Below are 13,510 nucleotides of genomic sequence, written 5' to 3'. Positions count from 1 at the left end.
CGAAAAAACCCGGCGCGGGCCGGGTCGGTTCTCGCTGGCGAAACGACCGGTCAGCCGGTCACATTCTCGTAGAAGCGGCGCGTGTATTTCGAGGCATTGGCGGGCGTCCCGGCCATCACGTCGGCCACGGTCTGCGCCGTCAGCTCCCGCCGCCAGGCCAGTTCCGCCCGCCCCATGGCCGCGGCGATGCCGCATGGTTTGGCGAATTCCTCGCTCCCCCGCGCGGCGCCCGCGCCACGACGGCGAATCTCGGTGCATCGGAAGGCTGCCGTACGCCCTTCGACGGCGGCGACGACGTCCATCAAGGTGATGCGTTCGGGCGCCCGCGCCAGCCGGTATCCCCCGCGTGCTCCGGGAGTGGACTCGAGGATCCCTTCCCGCACGAGCGGTTGGAGCCGCTTCTTCAGGTACTCCGGCGGGAGTTCGAAGATCTCGGCGAGCCGGGCCGTGGCGATCGGCGCGTGGTCGTCGAGCCAGCCCAGGGCCACACAGCAGTGCAGCCCCCATTCGACGCCTTCACCCATCAACATGAATAGGGATACTACATGTCCCGATACCCCGGGCCAACCCCGTTCAGCTGGCGATGCGGCGCGCCTTCATGCCATTGGCGAGGGGCACCTCGCCGACCTTGCCGCCGGCTTCGGCGTGCAGCATGCGGCCGCCACCGGTGTAGATGCCGACGTCGGAGGGCCCCCGCGGCCCGAACGACCCGAACACCAGGTCGCCGGGCTTGGCCGACAGCAACGGCACCTCGACGCCCTGCTCCCACTGCTGTTCGGCGGTCCGCGCCAGGGTGATGGTGCTGCCACTGCCCGCGAACACCGCGGCCGCGGTCAATCCGGCCTGGTCGAAGCCGCCGTCACTGGGCCCGCCGGCGCCGCCGCCGCCGAACACGTACGGCGTCCCGATCCACTGCTCACCGGCGGCCACGATCTGCGGGCCGAGATCGGCGTGCGGGTCGGCCTGGAATCGGCCCTCACTGCCGAGGCTGCGGAACCCGGGTTCGGCGGCGAGGATGCGCGCCACGTACGGCCTGGTCTCGGTGTAGTGCCGCGAGATCTGGTTGGGCATGCCGCCCGAGGACAGGACCGCGCCCTCACCGGCGTTGTAGGCGGCGACGGTGAGCGCGGTCAGGTCACCGGACACCTTCCCGGCGGCCATCCAGCCCTCGATGGTCTTGGCGATGGCGCACATGTAGCGCCCCTGCCCGATGATGGCGTCGGCCGGATCCAGCACGCTGGCATAGCCTTTGCCGTCCGCGTCGATGACGTAGGGCTGTCCGTCGGGGGCGAGAGCGCGGGCGGTGCCGGGCATGAACTGGGCGATGCCCTGCGCGCCGTCCGGGGAGACGGCGTCGGTGCGGAACCCGGATTCGGCCTGCCCCTGCGCGGCCAGCAGCGACGCGCCGATCTCCGGGCACAGCGAACCCGCGCGCCGGTACCAGATCTCGAGTTCGGCGGGCACCTTCCCGGAGGCGAGATTGCCGCCCGCGGTGCCGAATCCGTTCTCGCAGTACGGCCCCGAGGGTGCGGGGATGCTGCCGCCGGCCAGCCACGGCATCGGGTCGACCTGACGGCCGCCGGTCATGCGCCCACCGGGGACCAGCTCGAAATGCAGGTGCGGGCCGGAGGATTCGCCATTGCTGCCGACGTCGGCGATGTGGCGGCCCATCTGCACGATGTCGCCGGTGCGCACGAAGATGCCGTTCTCGTACATGTGCCCGTACACCGTGGAGTAGCGGCGGCCGCTCTCGTCGAGGGAGTCGATGACCACCCAGTCACCGAAGCCCGAGGCCGCGCCCGAGGCCACCACCAGACCGTCGGCCGCGGCGTAGATGGGGGTGCCCGCGGCGGCCGCCATGTCCACGCCCAGGTGCGCGCCACCGCGCGCCCCGAAGGTGTCGGAGATGGTGAATGTGCCTGCGGCGAGCGGATATTGGTGGCGCCCCGCGCCGGTGAGGCTGCCCGCCTCGTTCACCCGGCCGGGCGCGGCGGCCATGGAGGCGTTGGCGGGGGCGAGCACGGTCGAGGTGGGGGCCGCGTCCTTGACGGTGACGAGCACCCGGTCCAGGCGGTTGCGGGCCGCGTCGCCGCGATCGCCCAGCGGAGTCCACTGGATGCCGGCGGCCGCGCCGGGAGTCCAGCTGCGCTGCTTCCAGATCAGGTAGTCGACGCGGAAGGCGGCGGCGTTCTCCTGCAGGAACGACACGATGGCGTCGCCCTTGCCGGAATCGCCGCCGACGATGAATTCCACGGCGCGCCCGGCCTTCAGGTCCGGGGTGGCGTCGTCGTCGACCACGCCGCGCATGTCCATCATCCCGAAGCGGGCCACCGTGCAACGCAGGACACGCAGCGCGCCCTCCTGCAACCCCGCCTCGACGGGCGAGCCGGTGGACGGGCAGCTGGGTTCGGTGCGCGCGGAGGTGAGCGCGGGGATGGCGGGCGATCCGGGGCCGCAACTGGTCTCACTGGCGGGCAGGATGATGACGAGCAGCAGCGTCATCATCCCCAATATCAGGCAGATCGCCCCACCCACGAGGTATTTGGGCCTCACGCCCGAAAGCTCCAGGCCGCCGCGCTGATCACTCGGACATCATGCCATGGCGGACACGCGGTTTCACGGACCTGCGCGACTGTCACACCCGGCGTGCGTGTCTCTGCTGACGAACCTGCGTGTCTGTTTCGACCCGCATACCGCGGGCATCCCTGGGGTATGCCGTACGTCGCCCGCAATGAAGTCCACGCCGCTCGCATCATCAGCGGCGTCGGCGCGTTGTTCGCCCTCATCGAGGGCGTCTACATCCTGATGCTGGTCCTCAATGCCGACCAGTCCAACAAGTTCTTCGTCTTCATCAAGGGGCTCGCCGAACCACTCGCCTTGTTCTTCCCGGGGCTGTTCCACACCGGGAGCGTCGACTTCGACATCATCCTGGACTACGGCCTGGCCGCCATCTTCTGGCTGGTGGTCAGCGGATTCGTGGCCCGCATCATCGCCCGCTGACCGAGCGGACGATGATGCGCGACCGGAGAGAGCAGGTCAGAGCTTGACGATGGAGGTCACCGGGTAATCCCCTTGGCGCTCACGGCCATTGAGGAAGCCGAGCTCGAGCACCACCGCGGCCGCGGTCACCTCGGCCCCGGCGGCGATGAACAGTTCGGCCGCCGCGGCGAGGGTGCCGCCGGTGGCGAGCACGTCGTCGAGCAGCAGTACCTTGCGGCCCTTCAGATCGATGCCGTCGGCGGGGATCTCCAGTGCGGCCGAACCGTATTCGAGGGTGTACTCGCGGGAGATGACCGGCGGCGGCAGCTTGCCCGCCTTGCGGACCGCGACCACGCCGGTGCCGAGGATGGCGGCCACGCCCGCGCCCAGCAGGAAGCCGCGCGCGTCGACACCGGCGACCAGGTCTGCGTCGGGGGCGCAGGAGGCGAAGCAGTCGAGCACGGCGCGGAAGCCCGCGGAATCGGCGAACACCGGGGTCAGGTCGGCGAAACGCACGCCCGGCGTCGGGAAGTCATCGTGCCAGCGGGTCAGCCGCCGCACCGCTTCCTCGGCCCGGGCGGCCCGCTCCCCCACCAGTTCGGCCGTGTCCAGCATCTCGTGCTTGCTCATCTACACCCACTCCTCGTTCACCACGCCGGTCCGGCACAACTACCGTTTCAGTACCCAGCGATCCATATTCCAGCCCGCGCCCGCCTTCGTGGCGCTGGCGATCCCGTTCTCCATGCCGTTGCCGAACCCGATGGTGCGGGGGGAGGCGAACAGCGGAATCGACGGCATCTCGCTCCAGAGCAGGTTCTCCTGCTCATTGAGCAGATTCAGCACGGCTGTCGAGTTGTCCTCCGCCGCAAGCTGATCCGCGATGGCATCGTAGCGGCCGTTGCCGAACCGCCCGAAATTCAGGCCCGCGCCGGTGCGTAGCGCGGCGATGGCGTCGGTCGCGGCGAGCGTGCCGGAGGGGCCCGGCATGGCGGCGGTGCCGCCCAGGATCGCGTCGACCTTGCCCTCGGTGAGCTGCGCGGCGGTGAAATCCGGTGCGCCCGCGTCGATCACGTTCACTCCGGCGGCCTTGCAGGCGTCGGCGATGGCGGCGACCATGGCGGCGCGGCGCTCGTCGGGCTTGACGTAGCCGATCCGCACGGTCTGGTTGGCCACGCTCGAGGACGCGGCGGCCTGGGCGGCGGTGCCGTCGCCCTTGTACTTGTCGCCCGCGCCCGAGATCGACTGGTAGTAGACCGAATCCTGTTGCACGGTCCGCGAATTCAGCGGCCCGGCGCCCGGGCCGATCTTCACGGTGTAGTCCGGGTGCCCGAACTTCTCGAACAGCGCCTGCCGCGGCACGCAGGAGGCGAAGCCGCGCCGCGCGTCCGTACGGTCGAACACGCCGCCGGTGGCGAGCACGAGCTGCTCGACGCCGCGACCGGGCAGATTCTGGCTGTGGAAGCTGCCCAGGCCCACGTCACCCAGCGATCCCGCGCCCACGTCCAGCACACCGATCGAATTGTCCGACACCTTGGACTTCAGGTCGGAGTGCCGGTCCCAGACCACGATGCGTCCGGTCCGGGGCTGGTTGCCCCACCACTTCTCGTTCTTCACCAGGACCAGGCCGTCCTTGTCGGTGAAGGAGTCGATCCGGTACGGGCCCGACGACGGCAGCACCGTGGCGTCCACCTTGCCGGGGGTGAGCTTCCAGCCGTTGTTCCAGAAGTCGGCGACCCGCTCCAGGGTGGGCTGGTCGCCGGTCTGCACCGGGGTCACCACGTTCGGGATCTTCACCTGGGTGGCGACCACGTGCGCGGGCATCAGCTCGGCGGCGTTGAACAGCGTCTTCCACGCCGAATAGTGCTTGCCCGGGCGGAACAGCACGGTGGCGTCCTTGGATCCGGGCTGGCAGTCGACGCGTTCGATATCGCGGTAGCCGTCGGTGCTCGCCGCCTCGAACATCGGGACCGGGCCGCCCGGAGCGGGCTTGGTGAAACGCCCGCTGCGCGCGGCCCAGGTCAGCACCAGGTCGTCGCAGGAGGTGGGGATGCCGTCGGAGTAGACCCCCTCCGGGTTGAGCCGGTACTGGATGGTCTGGGACTCGCCCGGCACCTCCTTGGCGGTGCCGGTGTCGGTGTCGGCCACCGGCTGCCCGTCGGGTCCGGTGTAGAAGAACCCGGTCAGCACCCGCGAGAACACCGCGGTCGCACCGCCGTTCGCGCCGAGCGCACTGCCGCCGTTGTAGGTGGCGACGACCGCGTCCACGCCGTACCCGATGGAGGGCACCTGGTTCTTACCCGCGCAGCCCGCCAGCGCGCCGGCGGCGAGCGTGCCCGCCATCAGCGCGACGACGGTCCGGCGCACAGTCGTGTCGACGGCGGTCCGGCGCACAATCTTCTGGTCTTGCTTCACCCGCGAAACCCCCTGTGCGCCTAGTGCCGTCGCTGCTGTCGTTTCCCACTCGGCCGGGCGCCCGGACGCGGCGCCCGGGTGACCTGGCTACGCGGCCCGTGCTCGCGCGCGGCGCCGTTGGCGTCCGAGCCGCGACCGGCGACGCCGGCCCGCTCGGCCGCCGCCACGCCCACGCGGGCGCGGCTGCCGCCCGCACGGCGGTTCAGCACCTTCTTGGTGTGCGCTGCGACCGGACCCCAGGTCTCCTTGAGCGACACCAGGATCGGGACGGCGAAGAAGATCGACGAGTAACCACCGACGATCATGCCGACCAGCTGCACCAGCGCCAGGTCCTTGAGCGTGCCGACGCCCAGCAGCCACACCGCGATCACCAGCATGCCGATGATCGGCAGGATGCCGATGACGGTGGTGTTGATCGATCGCATCAGGGTCTGGTTGGCGGCGAGGTTCGCCTTCTCCGCGTACGTGTGCTTGGTCAGGTGCAGCACACCGCTGGTGTTCTCCTCGACCTTGTCGAAGACGACCACGTTGTCGTAGAGCACGTAGCCCAGAATCGTGAGCAGACCGATCACCGCCGCGGGCGTCACCTCGAATCCGACCAGCGAGTAGATGCCCGCGGTCACGATGAGGTTGAACAACAGCGAGGCGATGGCCGCGAACGACATGTCTCGTTCGAAGCGGATCGCGATATAGAGCATCGTCAATCCGACGAACACCACCAGCGCGAGCAAGGCCTTGTGGGTGACCTGGCCACCCCAGGTCTCACTGATCTCGGCCACGCTGATCGCGTTGCGGTTGGGTTGTCCGCTGGAGTCCTTCGGCTGGAACGAGTCGTACAGCGCGTTCTGCAGCTTGTCGGCCTGCTCAGCGTTCAGCGAATCCGAACGGATCTGGATGGTCGACGAGGAGCCCGAGCCCACCTTCTGCACGGTCACCGGGTCGTGGCCGAGCGCGGACCGGTAGACATCCTCCACCTTGGAGGTGGTGACGCTGTCCGAGGCGGGCAGCTGGATGCGCGAACCACCGGCGAAGTCGATGCCCAGGGTGAACCCCTTGAACACCATGCTGGCCATCGCGATCGCGATCAGCGCGGCGGCGATACCGTAGTACACCTTGCGCTTGCCGACGATCTCGAAACCGCCGGTGCCGGTGTAGAGCCGCTCGAACAGGCTGTGCCGCTTGTCCGCGGGCGTCGCCTCGTAGTCGAGCTCGGAGTCGGAATCCACCACGATGGGTGAGGACTTGGCCATGATCACGCCTCCTTCACCAGAACGCCGGCGGTGGCCTTGCGTTCCTGTGCCAGCTCTGCAATTGCGCCCAGACCGTTCACCGACGGCTTCGCCCAGAACGGCGACCTCGAGACCAGCATCATCAGCGGCGCGGTCACCAGGTACAGGACGATGACGTCGAGGACGGTGGTGACACCGAGGGTGAAGGCGAAGCCCTTCACCTGACCCGCGGCCAGCAGGTACAGCACCGCGGAGGCGATCAGCGAGACCGTCTTACCCGAGAGGTTGGTGCGCTGGGCGCGCTGCCAACCGCGCGGCACCGCCGAGCGGAAGCTGCGGCCCTCGCGCATCTGGTCCTTGATGCGTTCGAAGAACACGACGAACGAGTCGGCCGTCATACCGATACCGATGATCAGACCCGCGATACCGGCCAGGTCGAGGGTGAACCCGATCCAGCGGCCCAGCAACACGATCAGCGCGTACACCGCGACACCCGCCGCGAGCAGCGAGAAACCGGCCAGGAAGCCGAGCATGCGGTAGTAGAGCAGGCAGTACAGCAGCACCGCCACCAGGCCTATCGCGCCCGCGATCAGGCCCGCGTGCAGCGAGGACATGCCCAGCGTCGCGGAGACCGTCTCGGCCTCGGAGGTGGTGAACGACAGCGGCAGCGAACCGTACTTCAGGGAGTTCGCCAGCTCCTTGGCGGTGGTGGCGGTGAAGTTGCCGCTGATCTGGGTGCTGCCGCCGAACTGGTTGCCGGACTCGACTCGCGGCGCGCTGACCACCTTGGTGTCCAGCGCGAAGGCCAGCTGCTTGTTCAGGTACTCGTTGGTCAGCTTGCCCCAGGCGTCCGAACCGCTCGACTTGAACTCGACGTCGACGACCCAGCGGCCCTGACGCGAATCCAGCTGTCCGGTCGCGTTCTTGATCTCCTGGCCGTCCAGCTTGGACTTGTCGAGGAGGTAGACCTCGGTGCCGTCACTGCTGCACGCGACCAGCGGCAGGTTCGGATCGTCGTTGCCCTGCAGCGGATCCGGCTTGGTGCAGTCCATGGTGGCCATGGCCTGCAGCTGCGCGGCCTGATCGGTGCTCTGGCGCAACGCCTTCGCGGCCGCGATCTCCTGCTGCGACTGCTGCGGGCTCGGCGCCGGAGTCGGCGACGGGGTGGTCGGGGCCTGCGCCGGGAACACCCGGTTCTGCGGGACCGTCGCCTCGGTGGTCGCCGCCGCCGACGTGGTCGGCGCGGACGAGGTGGTCTCGGGCGTCACGGTGCTGGGCGCTGCCGGGGCGGTGGTCGGGGCGCCCGCGGGCGGCTGCTGCGGTTGAGTCTGCTTGCCGACCTGCGGCGCGGTCACATTGAGCACCGGGCGCACGTACAGCTTGGCGGTGGTGGCCAGCGACTTCGCCTGCGCACCGTCCTCGCCGGGGACCGTGATCACCAGGTTGTCACCCTCGATGACGACCTCGGAGCCGGCGACGCCGAGTCCGTTGACGCGCTTCTCGATGATGTCCTGGGCCTTCTTCAGGCTGTCCTGGCTGGGCTTGCCGCCGTCCGGGGTGCGAGCCGTCAGGGTGACCCGGGTGCCGCCCTGCAGGTCGATGCCGAGCTTCGGGGTGTGGACTTTGTCGCCGGTGAAGAAGATCAGGCCGAACATCAAAGCCACCAGCGCGGCGTAGACGCCGAGCAGGCGCAATGGATGCGCCGTTCCCTGTGAAGGTGGCACAGTACTTATCTCCTAGGCGGGATCGAGGGTGGAACTAGCGGGTACACACCGCAGCGCCACCGGCCGCCGGTGTACGTCGAGTACAGCCCGGAGCGGCCGATGGCGCCGGATGTGTTCAGTCCTTGGTCAGCCGCGGCGTGTCGTCGGCGGCTTCGGCGGTGGCGTCCTCGGCCGCGGCGGTGCCGTTGGCCGAGGCGGTGGTGCCGTCGGCCGCGGGGGTGGCGGCGGTGTCGTCGTCGGCGGCCGTGTCGTCGGCCTCCTCGTCGTTGCGCACCTCGAGCACCGACTTGCGCAGCCAGGTGGTGACGACATCTTCGGCGATCTCCAGATCGACGGTGGCGTCATCGAGTTCGACCACGGTGCCGAACAGACCCGACGTGGTGACCACCCGGTCGCCGACCTTCAGGGCGTCCTGCATGTCGGTCACCTTCGCCATCTCCCGCTTCTGGCGGCGTACGCCGAGGAACATCGGGATGAGCAGGGCAACCAGCAGCAGCGGCAGCAGAAGGTCCATCGTCGAAGTCAGCTCCTGGTCAGTGGTCAGACGGTTGTTTCCCGACAGTCTGCCAGTAATCCCTGAGAGAACGCGCGCCGACCTGTCCCGGAGTCCACCCGTTTTCGCCCAGGGCTGATTCCCCGGGCCACGCGGTCGGCCCCCGACAGTGCCGACCGCGCAGTCTCACTCAGGCGGGCCGCTGTCCGTAGCTGTAGTCGTCCAGGGGGAAGCCGGCCGCTTCGCGGTGCGCGTTCAGGGTGCTTGTCGGGCGCAGCAGGGCGGCCTCGCCGTGCTGGTTGAAGTAGTAGCTGCGCGCGGTCGAGCACTGGCCGCCGTAGAAGACCGAGGAGCCGAGCTTGTCGGTGACGCGGTCCAGGAATTCGGCGTTGGCGCGCTCGGTGACCTCGAAGACCTGCTCGCCGCGGCGGAACATCTCCCCGAACAGGCGCGTCATGTGCTTCATCTGCGCCTCGATGGTGGTGAAGTACGACAGGCCGCTGTAGGAGTAGGGGCTGTTGAGGCTGACGAAGTTGGGGAACTTCGGCACCGTGATGCCCTCGTAGGCCTGGAAACGGTTGTCGCGCCAGAACTTTCCGAGGTTCACCCCGTCGCGGCCGACGATCTCGATGGCCGGGAAGTTGACGTCCCACAGGTTGAAGCCGGTGGCCAGGATGAGGGTGTCGACCTCGGTCTTGTGGCCGTCGGCGGTGACGATGCCGTCGGGCTCGATGCGCTCGATGGAGTTGGTCTCCAGGCGCACGTGCGGCTCGTTGAAGGTCTTGAAGTACAGGTTCGAGAAGGTGGGCCGCTTGCAGCCGAAATCGTAGTCCGGCGTGAGCTTCTCGCGGGTCCGCTTGTCGCGGACCTGGGTGCGCAGGTGGGCCTTGGCGAGCAGCCCGGCGGCCTTGTTGAGCGGCTTGGCCTGCTTGAAGTGCAGTACGCCGACCACCATGAGCGCCTCCAGCATGGAGGTGTTGATCAGGCGGGCGGCCTTCTGGGTGGCCGGAACGCGCGCGAACAGCTTCTGCACCGACGGCGGGATGGGGGCGTCGACCTTGGGCACCACCCAGATCGGGGTGCGCTGGAAGACGGTGAGCGCCCGCGCCTTCTTGGCGACCTCGGGGATCAGCTGCACGGCGGTGGCGCCGGTGCCGATGATGGCGGCCTTGGTGCCGGTGAGGTCGAAGCCGTCTTCCCAGGCGGTGGTGTGGATGATCTTGCCCTCGAACGTGTCGATGCCCGGGAACGGCGGGGTGTAGGGCTGCGACAGGAAGCCGGTGGCGGCCATCAGGTAACGCGCGGTGAGGGATTCACCGTTCTCGACCGCCACCACCCAGTGCTGCCGCTCGGCGTCCCAGCGGGCGCCGCCCACGGTGGTGCCGAAGCGCATGCGCCGGCGCAGGTCGTACTTGTCGGCGACGTGTTCGGCGTACTTCTTGAGCTCCGAGCCCGGTGCGAACAGCCGTGACCAGTTCGGGTTGGGTTCGAAGGAGTACGAGTAGGTGACCGAGGCGATGTCCACCGCCAGGCCCGGATAGTGATTGACATGCCAGGTGCCGCCGAGGTCGTCCTCGCGCTCGAGGATGAGGAAATTGCCCAGGCCGAGCCGATCCAGCTCGATCCCCGCACCCATACCGCCGAAACCCGCCCCGACCACGATGGCGTCGTACTGAGGTGCCACGCCGAACCTCCCGCTGAGCTGTACGTTCTACGAAAAATGATTCACCTGTCACGGAATGACATCTCATTCCGTTTGTGATCACCGTATCATCGGCCTGGTGACGAAGCCATCCTCGAGAATCGAACGACGCAAGGCCGAACTCCGCCGGGAGATCATCGACACGGCGTTCGCGTGTTTCGCCGAGAAGGGCTACCACGCCACCGGCATCGCCGATATCGCCGCCGAGCTCGGCATCGGGCACGGCACCTTCTACCGGTACTTCGAGAACAAGCGCGACATCATCGACCACGTCATCGACGACCTGGCCGCGCGGATCATCGAAGCGCTGGGCACCGACAACGCCCCCGACGCGGCCGACAGCCTCGAGGAGTACCGGGCGCAGGTGGACCGGATCGGCGACGCGCTCAACCGGATCTTCCTGGAGGACCGGCGGGTGGCGCAGCTGCTGCTGTTCCAGGCCACCGGCATCGACTCCGAATTGACCGAGCGGCTCTACGGCCTGCTCGACACCGCCGACGCCTTGACCGCCGGATACCTCGAGCACGGGGTCGAACACGGTTATCTGCGTGCGGATCTCGACACCGTGAACACCGCGCGCGCGGTCACCGGCATGCTGCTGGCCGCCATCGTGCACGGCATCCGCACCCCCGACCCGCGGGCGGTGGACGATCTCAGCCACGCCATCCGAGCGCTGCTCATCGACGGCGTGCGCAAGCACTGACGCGGCGATCCGGCAGGCGCTGAAAACCGTGTACAAACAGACCCGTATGTCCGGTGCGGCCGGATCCGCAAGGGGCGGAAGTAATTCGGACACGACGCTCTTGGCACAATGGCCCGAGTGACCCCCGAGGACGTCCGCCGCCGCCGGTTCGGCCCCGCACCGCACGGGCCGCACGGCTACCACCCCGCCCAGGTGGACGCCTTCTGCGCGCGCATCGCCGACACCATGGCGGGCCACGACCATCTGACCGTCGCCGATATCCGGCTCGTCGAATTCGACGGCCCCCCACCCGGGCAACCCGGTTACGACATCGAACAGGTCGACGATTTCCTCGACCGGCTGTGCATGGAACTGGAGTACCTACGCCTGGGCCGGACCCACCAGCCCGTGATCCGCACCCATGACCAGCTCACCCCCGAGGACGTCCTGCAGATCCAATTCTCCACTCCCCCTTACGGTTTCCGCGGCTATCGAGCCGAGGAAGTAGGGGTGTTCCTGGACCGCCTGGCCGCCACCCTCGCCCATCACGGCCCCAACGGCCTGACCGCGGACGAGGTCCGGGCCATCACCTTCCACCTCGCGCCCATCGGCGATCCCGCCTATCACCTCGAAGAGGTCGACGCCTTCCTCGATCTGGTGGTCCGCCGGCTCGAAGCGGTGTGCGCGGAACCGCACCAGCCACACACTCATTCCTGATCACGGAAGCTCCGCCGCCGCAGCCGAGCGGCGAAGGCGTCCGGGCTTCGGTGCTCCGCACCGGCCGTCGACCGTCATCCGCGTATCGCCGGCTCGGCGGCCGCGGTGCTGATCGGCGGTCGCCGGTGCGCCCAGGGCGCGACGGCCTCGATAGCGGCGGCCAGCCGCAGGACCGTCTCGTCGGCGAGGTGGCGGCCGATGATCTGCAGCCCCACCGGCAGTCCGGTGGCGGTCCAGCCCGCGGGAATGCTGACGGCGGGCTGGCCGGTGAGGTTGGCCGGATAGTTGAAGCCGATCCAGGTGGAGTCGGAAACCGGTGTGCCGTCGATGGTTCCGGGGCCGTGCAGGCCGACCGGGAAGGCCGGGACGGCGGTGGTGGGGGTGATCAGGACGTCGTGATCGCGCATGAGCCGGGCCATCGCGTTGACCAGCGCCTTGCGCGCGATATTGGCGTCGGTGAGATCCTGCGCCGTCCACGGCCCGCGCAACCAGGCGACCAGATGCGGGGACATCCGGTCGGCGTGCGTATCGGCCATGGCCCGCATGCCGCTCAGGTCGGACTCGGCCATGATGAGGGCGTAGAAGGCGGCGGCCGGGTCGGACCAGCCGGGTCGCACCGGTTCGACACGGCAGCCGAGCTGCCCCGCCACGACCTCGCGCACGGCCCGCTCCACCACCGCGCGCACCACGGGATCGACGGGCAGATAGCCGAAGTCGGCGCTGAACCCGACCCGCAGCCCGGCCATCGCGTCCGGGCGTGCGCCGCCGTCACCTGCCGCGGCGATCCAGTCCACGTCGCCGCACGGAATCGAATGCCGATCGCGTGGGTCGGGGCCCGCGAGCACCGACAGCAGCAGCGCGGCGTCGGCGACGGTACGGGTGAGCGGGCCGATGTGCTCGACACTCTCCCAACCGGATACGCCGGGTAGCCGTTCGTCCCGGCAGCCCGGGTAGACGGGCACCCGGCCCATGGAGGGTTTCACCCCGACCAGCCCGCACAGGGCCGCGGGCGCGCGCACCGAGCACCCGCCGTCGCTGCCCAGCGCCGCGGGCCCGAGCCCGGCCGCGACGGCGGCGGCCGATCCGGCACTGGAACCGCCGGGGCTCAACGCGGTGTCCCAGGGATTGCGGGTGGCCGGGAAGAGCGGATTGAGTCCGGTGGCGCTGTACCCGAATTCGGAGGTATTGGTCTTGCCCAGGCAGATCGCGCCCGCCGCCAGCACCCGCTCGACGACGATGTCGTCCACGTCGGGGATGTGATCGCGATACACCCATGACCCGGATGTGGTGCGAATCCCCTTGGTGGACAGCAAGTCCTTGATACCGACGGGGATACCCGCGAGCGGTCCCGGATCCCGGCCGTGGACGAGATCGTCCGCCACCCGCCGGGCCTGCCGCCGGGCCAGCTCGGGCGTGGGCGTGCAGAAGGCGTGCAGCAGCGGATCCACTTTCCCCATGCGGTCCAGAACCGCGTCGGTGAGCTCCAGCGGCGACAGCTCCCGCGACCGGATCCGCGCCACGAGCTCGGTGGCCGGGAGGAAGCACAGTTCGTCCCGCTCGGCGGAATTCACC

12 protein-coding genes are annotated in these 13,510 nt (G+C 69.0%); 3 read left to right on the top strand and 9 right to left on the bottom strand.

The features are described from left to right. Positions 1-50 precede the first annotated feature (50 nt). Together ACQP06_RS14625 and ACQP06_RS14620 are read right to left on the bottom strand one after the other, a co-directional pair. Positions 51-530, bottom strand: coding sequence for an RrF2 family transcriptional regulator (locus ACQP06_RS14625; RefSeq protein ID WP_433672704.1), 480 nt, complete (start codon positions 528-530; stop codon positions 51-53). A 43-nt stretch (positions 531-573) separates the two neighbouring features. Then, positions 574-2,502 (bottom strand): peptidoglycan DD-metalloendopeptidase family protein, encoded by a 1,929-nt coding sequence (locus ACQP06_RS14620; protein ID WP_433672703.1) that lies wholly within the window; start codon positions 2,500-2,502, stop codon positions 574-576. 210 nt (positions 2,503-2,712) lie between these two features. Between ACQP06_RS14620 and ACQP06_RS14615 the strand changes: the two genes are divergently transcribed. Then, positions 2,713-3,000: a hypothetical protein gene (locus ACQP06_RS14615; RefSeq protein WP_379274760.1), complete on the top strand. Its 288-nt coding sequence runs from the start codon at positions 2,713-2,715 to the stop codon at positions 2,998-3,000. 36 nt (positions 3,001-3,036) lie between these two features. On the opposite strand, the gene ACQP06_RS14610 is transcribed toward ACQP06_RS14615, so the two are convergent. The 6 genes from ACQP06_RS14610 to ACQP06_RS14585 form a co-directional block, all read right to left on the bottom strand. After that, positions 3,037-3,609: an adenine phosphoribosyltransferase gene (locus ACQP06_RS14610; RefSeq protein ID WP_433672702.1), complete on the bottom strand. Its 573-nt coding sequence runs from the start codon at positions 3,607-3,609 to the stop codon at positions 3,037-3,039. Positions 3,610-3,648: 39 nt separating this feature from the next. After that, the gene (locus tag ACQP06_RS14605) at positions 3,649-5,319 is read right to left on the bottom strand and encodes an ABC transporter substrate-binding protein (protein ID WP_433673328.1); all 1,671 of its coding nucleotides are present in this window, start codon (positions 5,317-5,319) and stop codon (positions 3,649-3,651) included. 92 nt (positions 5,320-5,411) lie between these two features. After that, positions 5,412-6,641: a protein translocase subunit SecF gene (secF, locus tag ACQP06_RS14600; RefSeq protein ID WP_433672701.1), complete on the bottom strand. Its 1,230-nt coding sequence runs from the start codon at positions 6,639-6,641 to the stop codon at positions 5,412-5,414. Positions 6,642-6,643: 2 nt separating this feature from the next. Further along, positions 6,644-8,344, bottom strand: coding sequence for a protein translocase subunit SecD (gene secD / locus ACQP06_RS14595; protein ID WP_433672700.1), 1,701 nt, complete (start codon positions 8,342-8,344; stop codon positions 6,644-6,646). Positions 8,345-8,459: 115 nt separating this feature from the next. Beyond that, positions 8,460-8,858: a preprotein translocase subunit YajC gene (gene yajC, locus ACQP06_RS14590; protein WP_433672699.1), complete on the bottom strand. Its 399-nt coding sequence runs from the start codon at positions 8,856-8,858 to the stop codon at positions 8,460-8,462. Positions 8,859-9,027: 169 nt separating this feature from the next. After that, positions 9,028-10,521 (bottom strand): flavin-containing monooxygenase, encoded by a 1,494-nt coding sequence (locus tag ACQP06_RS14585; RefSeq protein WP_433672698.1) that lies wholly within the window; start codon positions 10,519-10,521, stop codon positions 9,028-9,030. A gap of 55 nt (positions 10,522-10,576) precedes the next feature. Here ACQP06_RS14585 and ACQP06_RS14580 point away from each other — a divergent pair, with 55 nt between their 5' ends. Beyond that, positions 10,577-11,242 (top strand): TetR/AcrR family transcriptional regulator, encoded by a 666-nt coding sequence (locus ACQP06_RS14580; protein WP_379274750.1) that lies wholly within the window; start codon positions 10,577-10,579, stop codon positions 11,240-11,242. Positions 11,243-11,359: 117 nt separating this feature from the next. Further along, positions 11,360-11,938 (top strand): DivIVA domain-containing protein, encoded by a 579-nt coding sequence (locus tag ACQP06_RS14575; protein ID WP_433672697.1) that lies wholly within the window; start codon positions 11,360-11,362, stop codon positions 11,936-11,938. 74 nt (positions 11,939-12,012) lie between these two features. Here ACQP06_RS14575 and ACQP06_RS14570 read toward each other — a convergent pair whose 3' ends face one another. Next, positions 12,013-13,509, bottom strand: a complete 1,497-nt coding sequence (locus tag ACQP06_RS14570) for an amidase (protein ID WP_433672696.1) — start codon at positions 13,507-13,509, stop codon at positions 12,013-12,015. Position 13,510: the final 1 nt, after the last annotated feature.

Source organism: Nocardia sp. CA-136227 (assembly GCF_050955695.1).
Lineage (GTDB): Bacteria > Actinomycetota > Actinomycetes > Mycobacteriales > Mycobacteriaceae > Nocardia.
Note: the sequence above shows the minus strand (reverse complement) of the source record. Positions and strands in the feature narration are given on the sequence as shown.

Coding starts and splice junctions, on each gene's coding strand:
- ACQP06_RS14620 (WP_433672703.1), bottom strand. CDS start 2,502: ATGACGCTGCTGCTCGTCATCATCCTGCCCGCCAGTGAGACCAGTTGC.
- ACQP06_RS14610 (WP_433672702.1), bottom strand. CDS start 3,609: ATGAGCAAGCACGAGATGCTGGACACGGCCGAACTGGTGGGGGAGCGG.
- yajC (WP_433672699.1), bottom strand. CDS start 8,858: ATGGACCTTCTGCTGCCGCTGCTGCTGGTTGCCCTGCTCATCCCGATG.
- ACQP06_RS14605 (WP_433673328.1), bottom strand. CDS start 5,319: ATGGCGGGCACGCTCGCCGCCGGCGCGCTGGCGGGCTGCGCGGGTAAG.
- ACQP06_RS14580 (WP_379274750.1), top strand. CDS start 10,577: ATGACATCTCATTCCGTTTGTGATCACCGTATCATCGGCCTGGTGACG.
- ACQP06_RS14625 (WP_433672704.1), bottom strand. CDS start 530: ATGTTGATGGGTGAAGGCGTCGAATGGGGGCTGCACTGCTGTGTGGCC.
- secF (WP_433672701.1), bottom strand. CDS start 6,641: ATGGCCAAGTCCTCACCCATCGTGGTGGATTCCGACTCCGAGCTCGAC.
- ACQP06_RS14615 (WP_379274760.1), top strand. CDS start 2,713: ATGCCGTACGTCGCCCGCAATGAAGTCCACGCCGCTCGCATCATCAGC.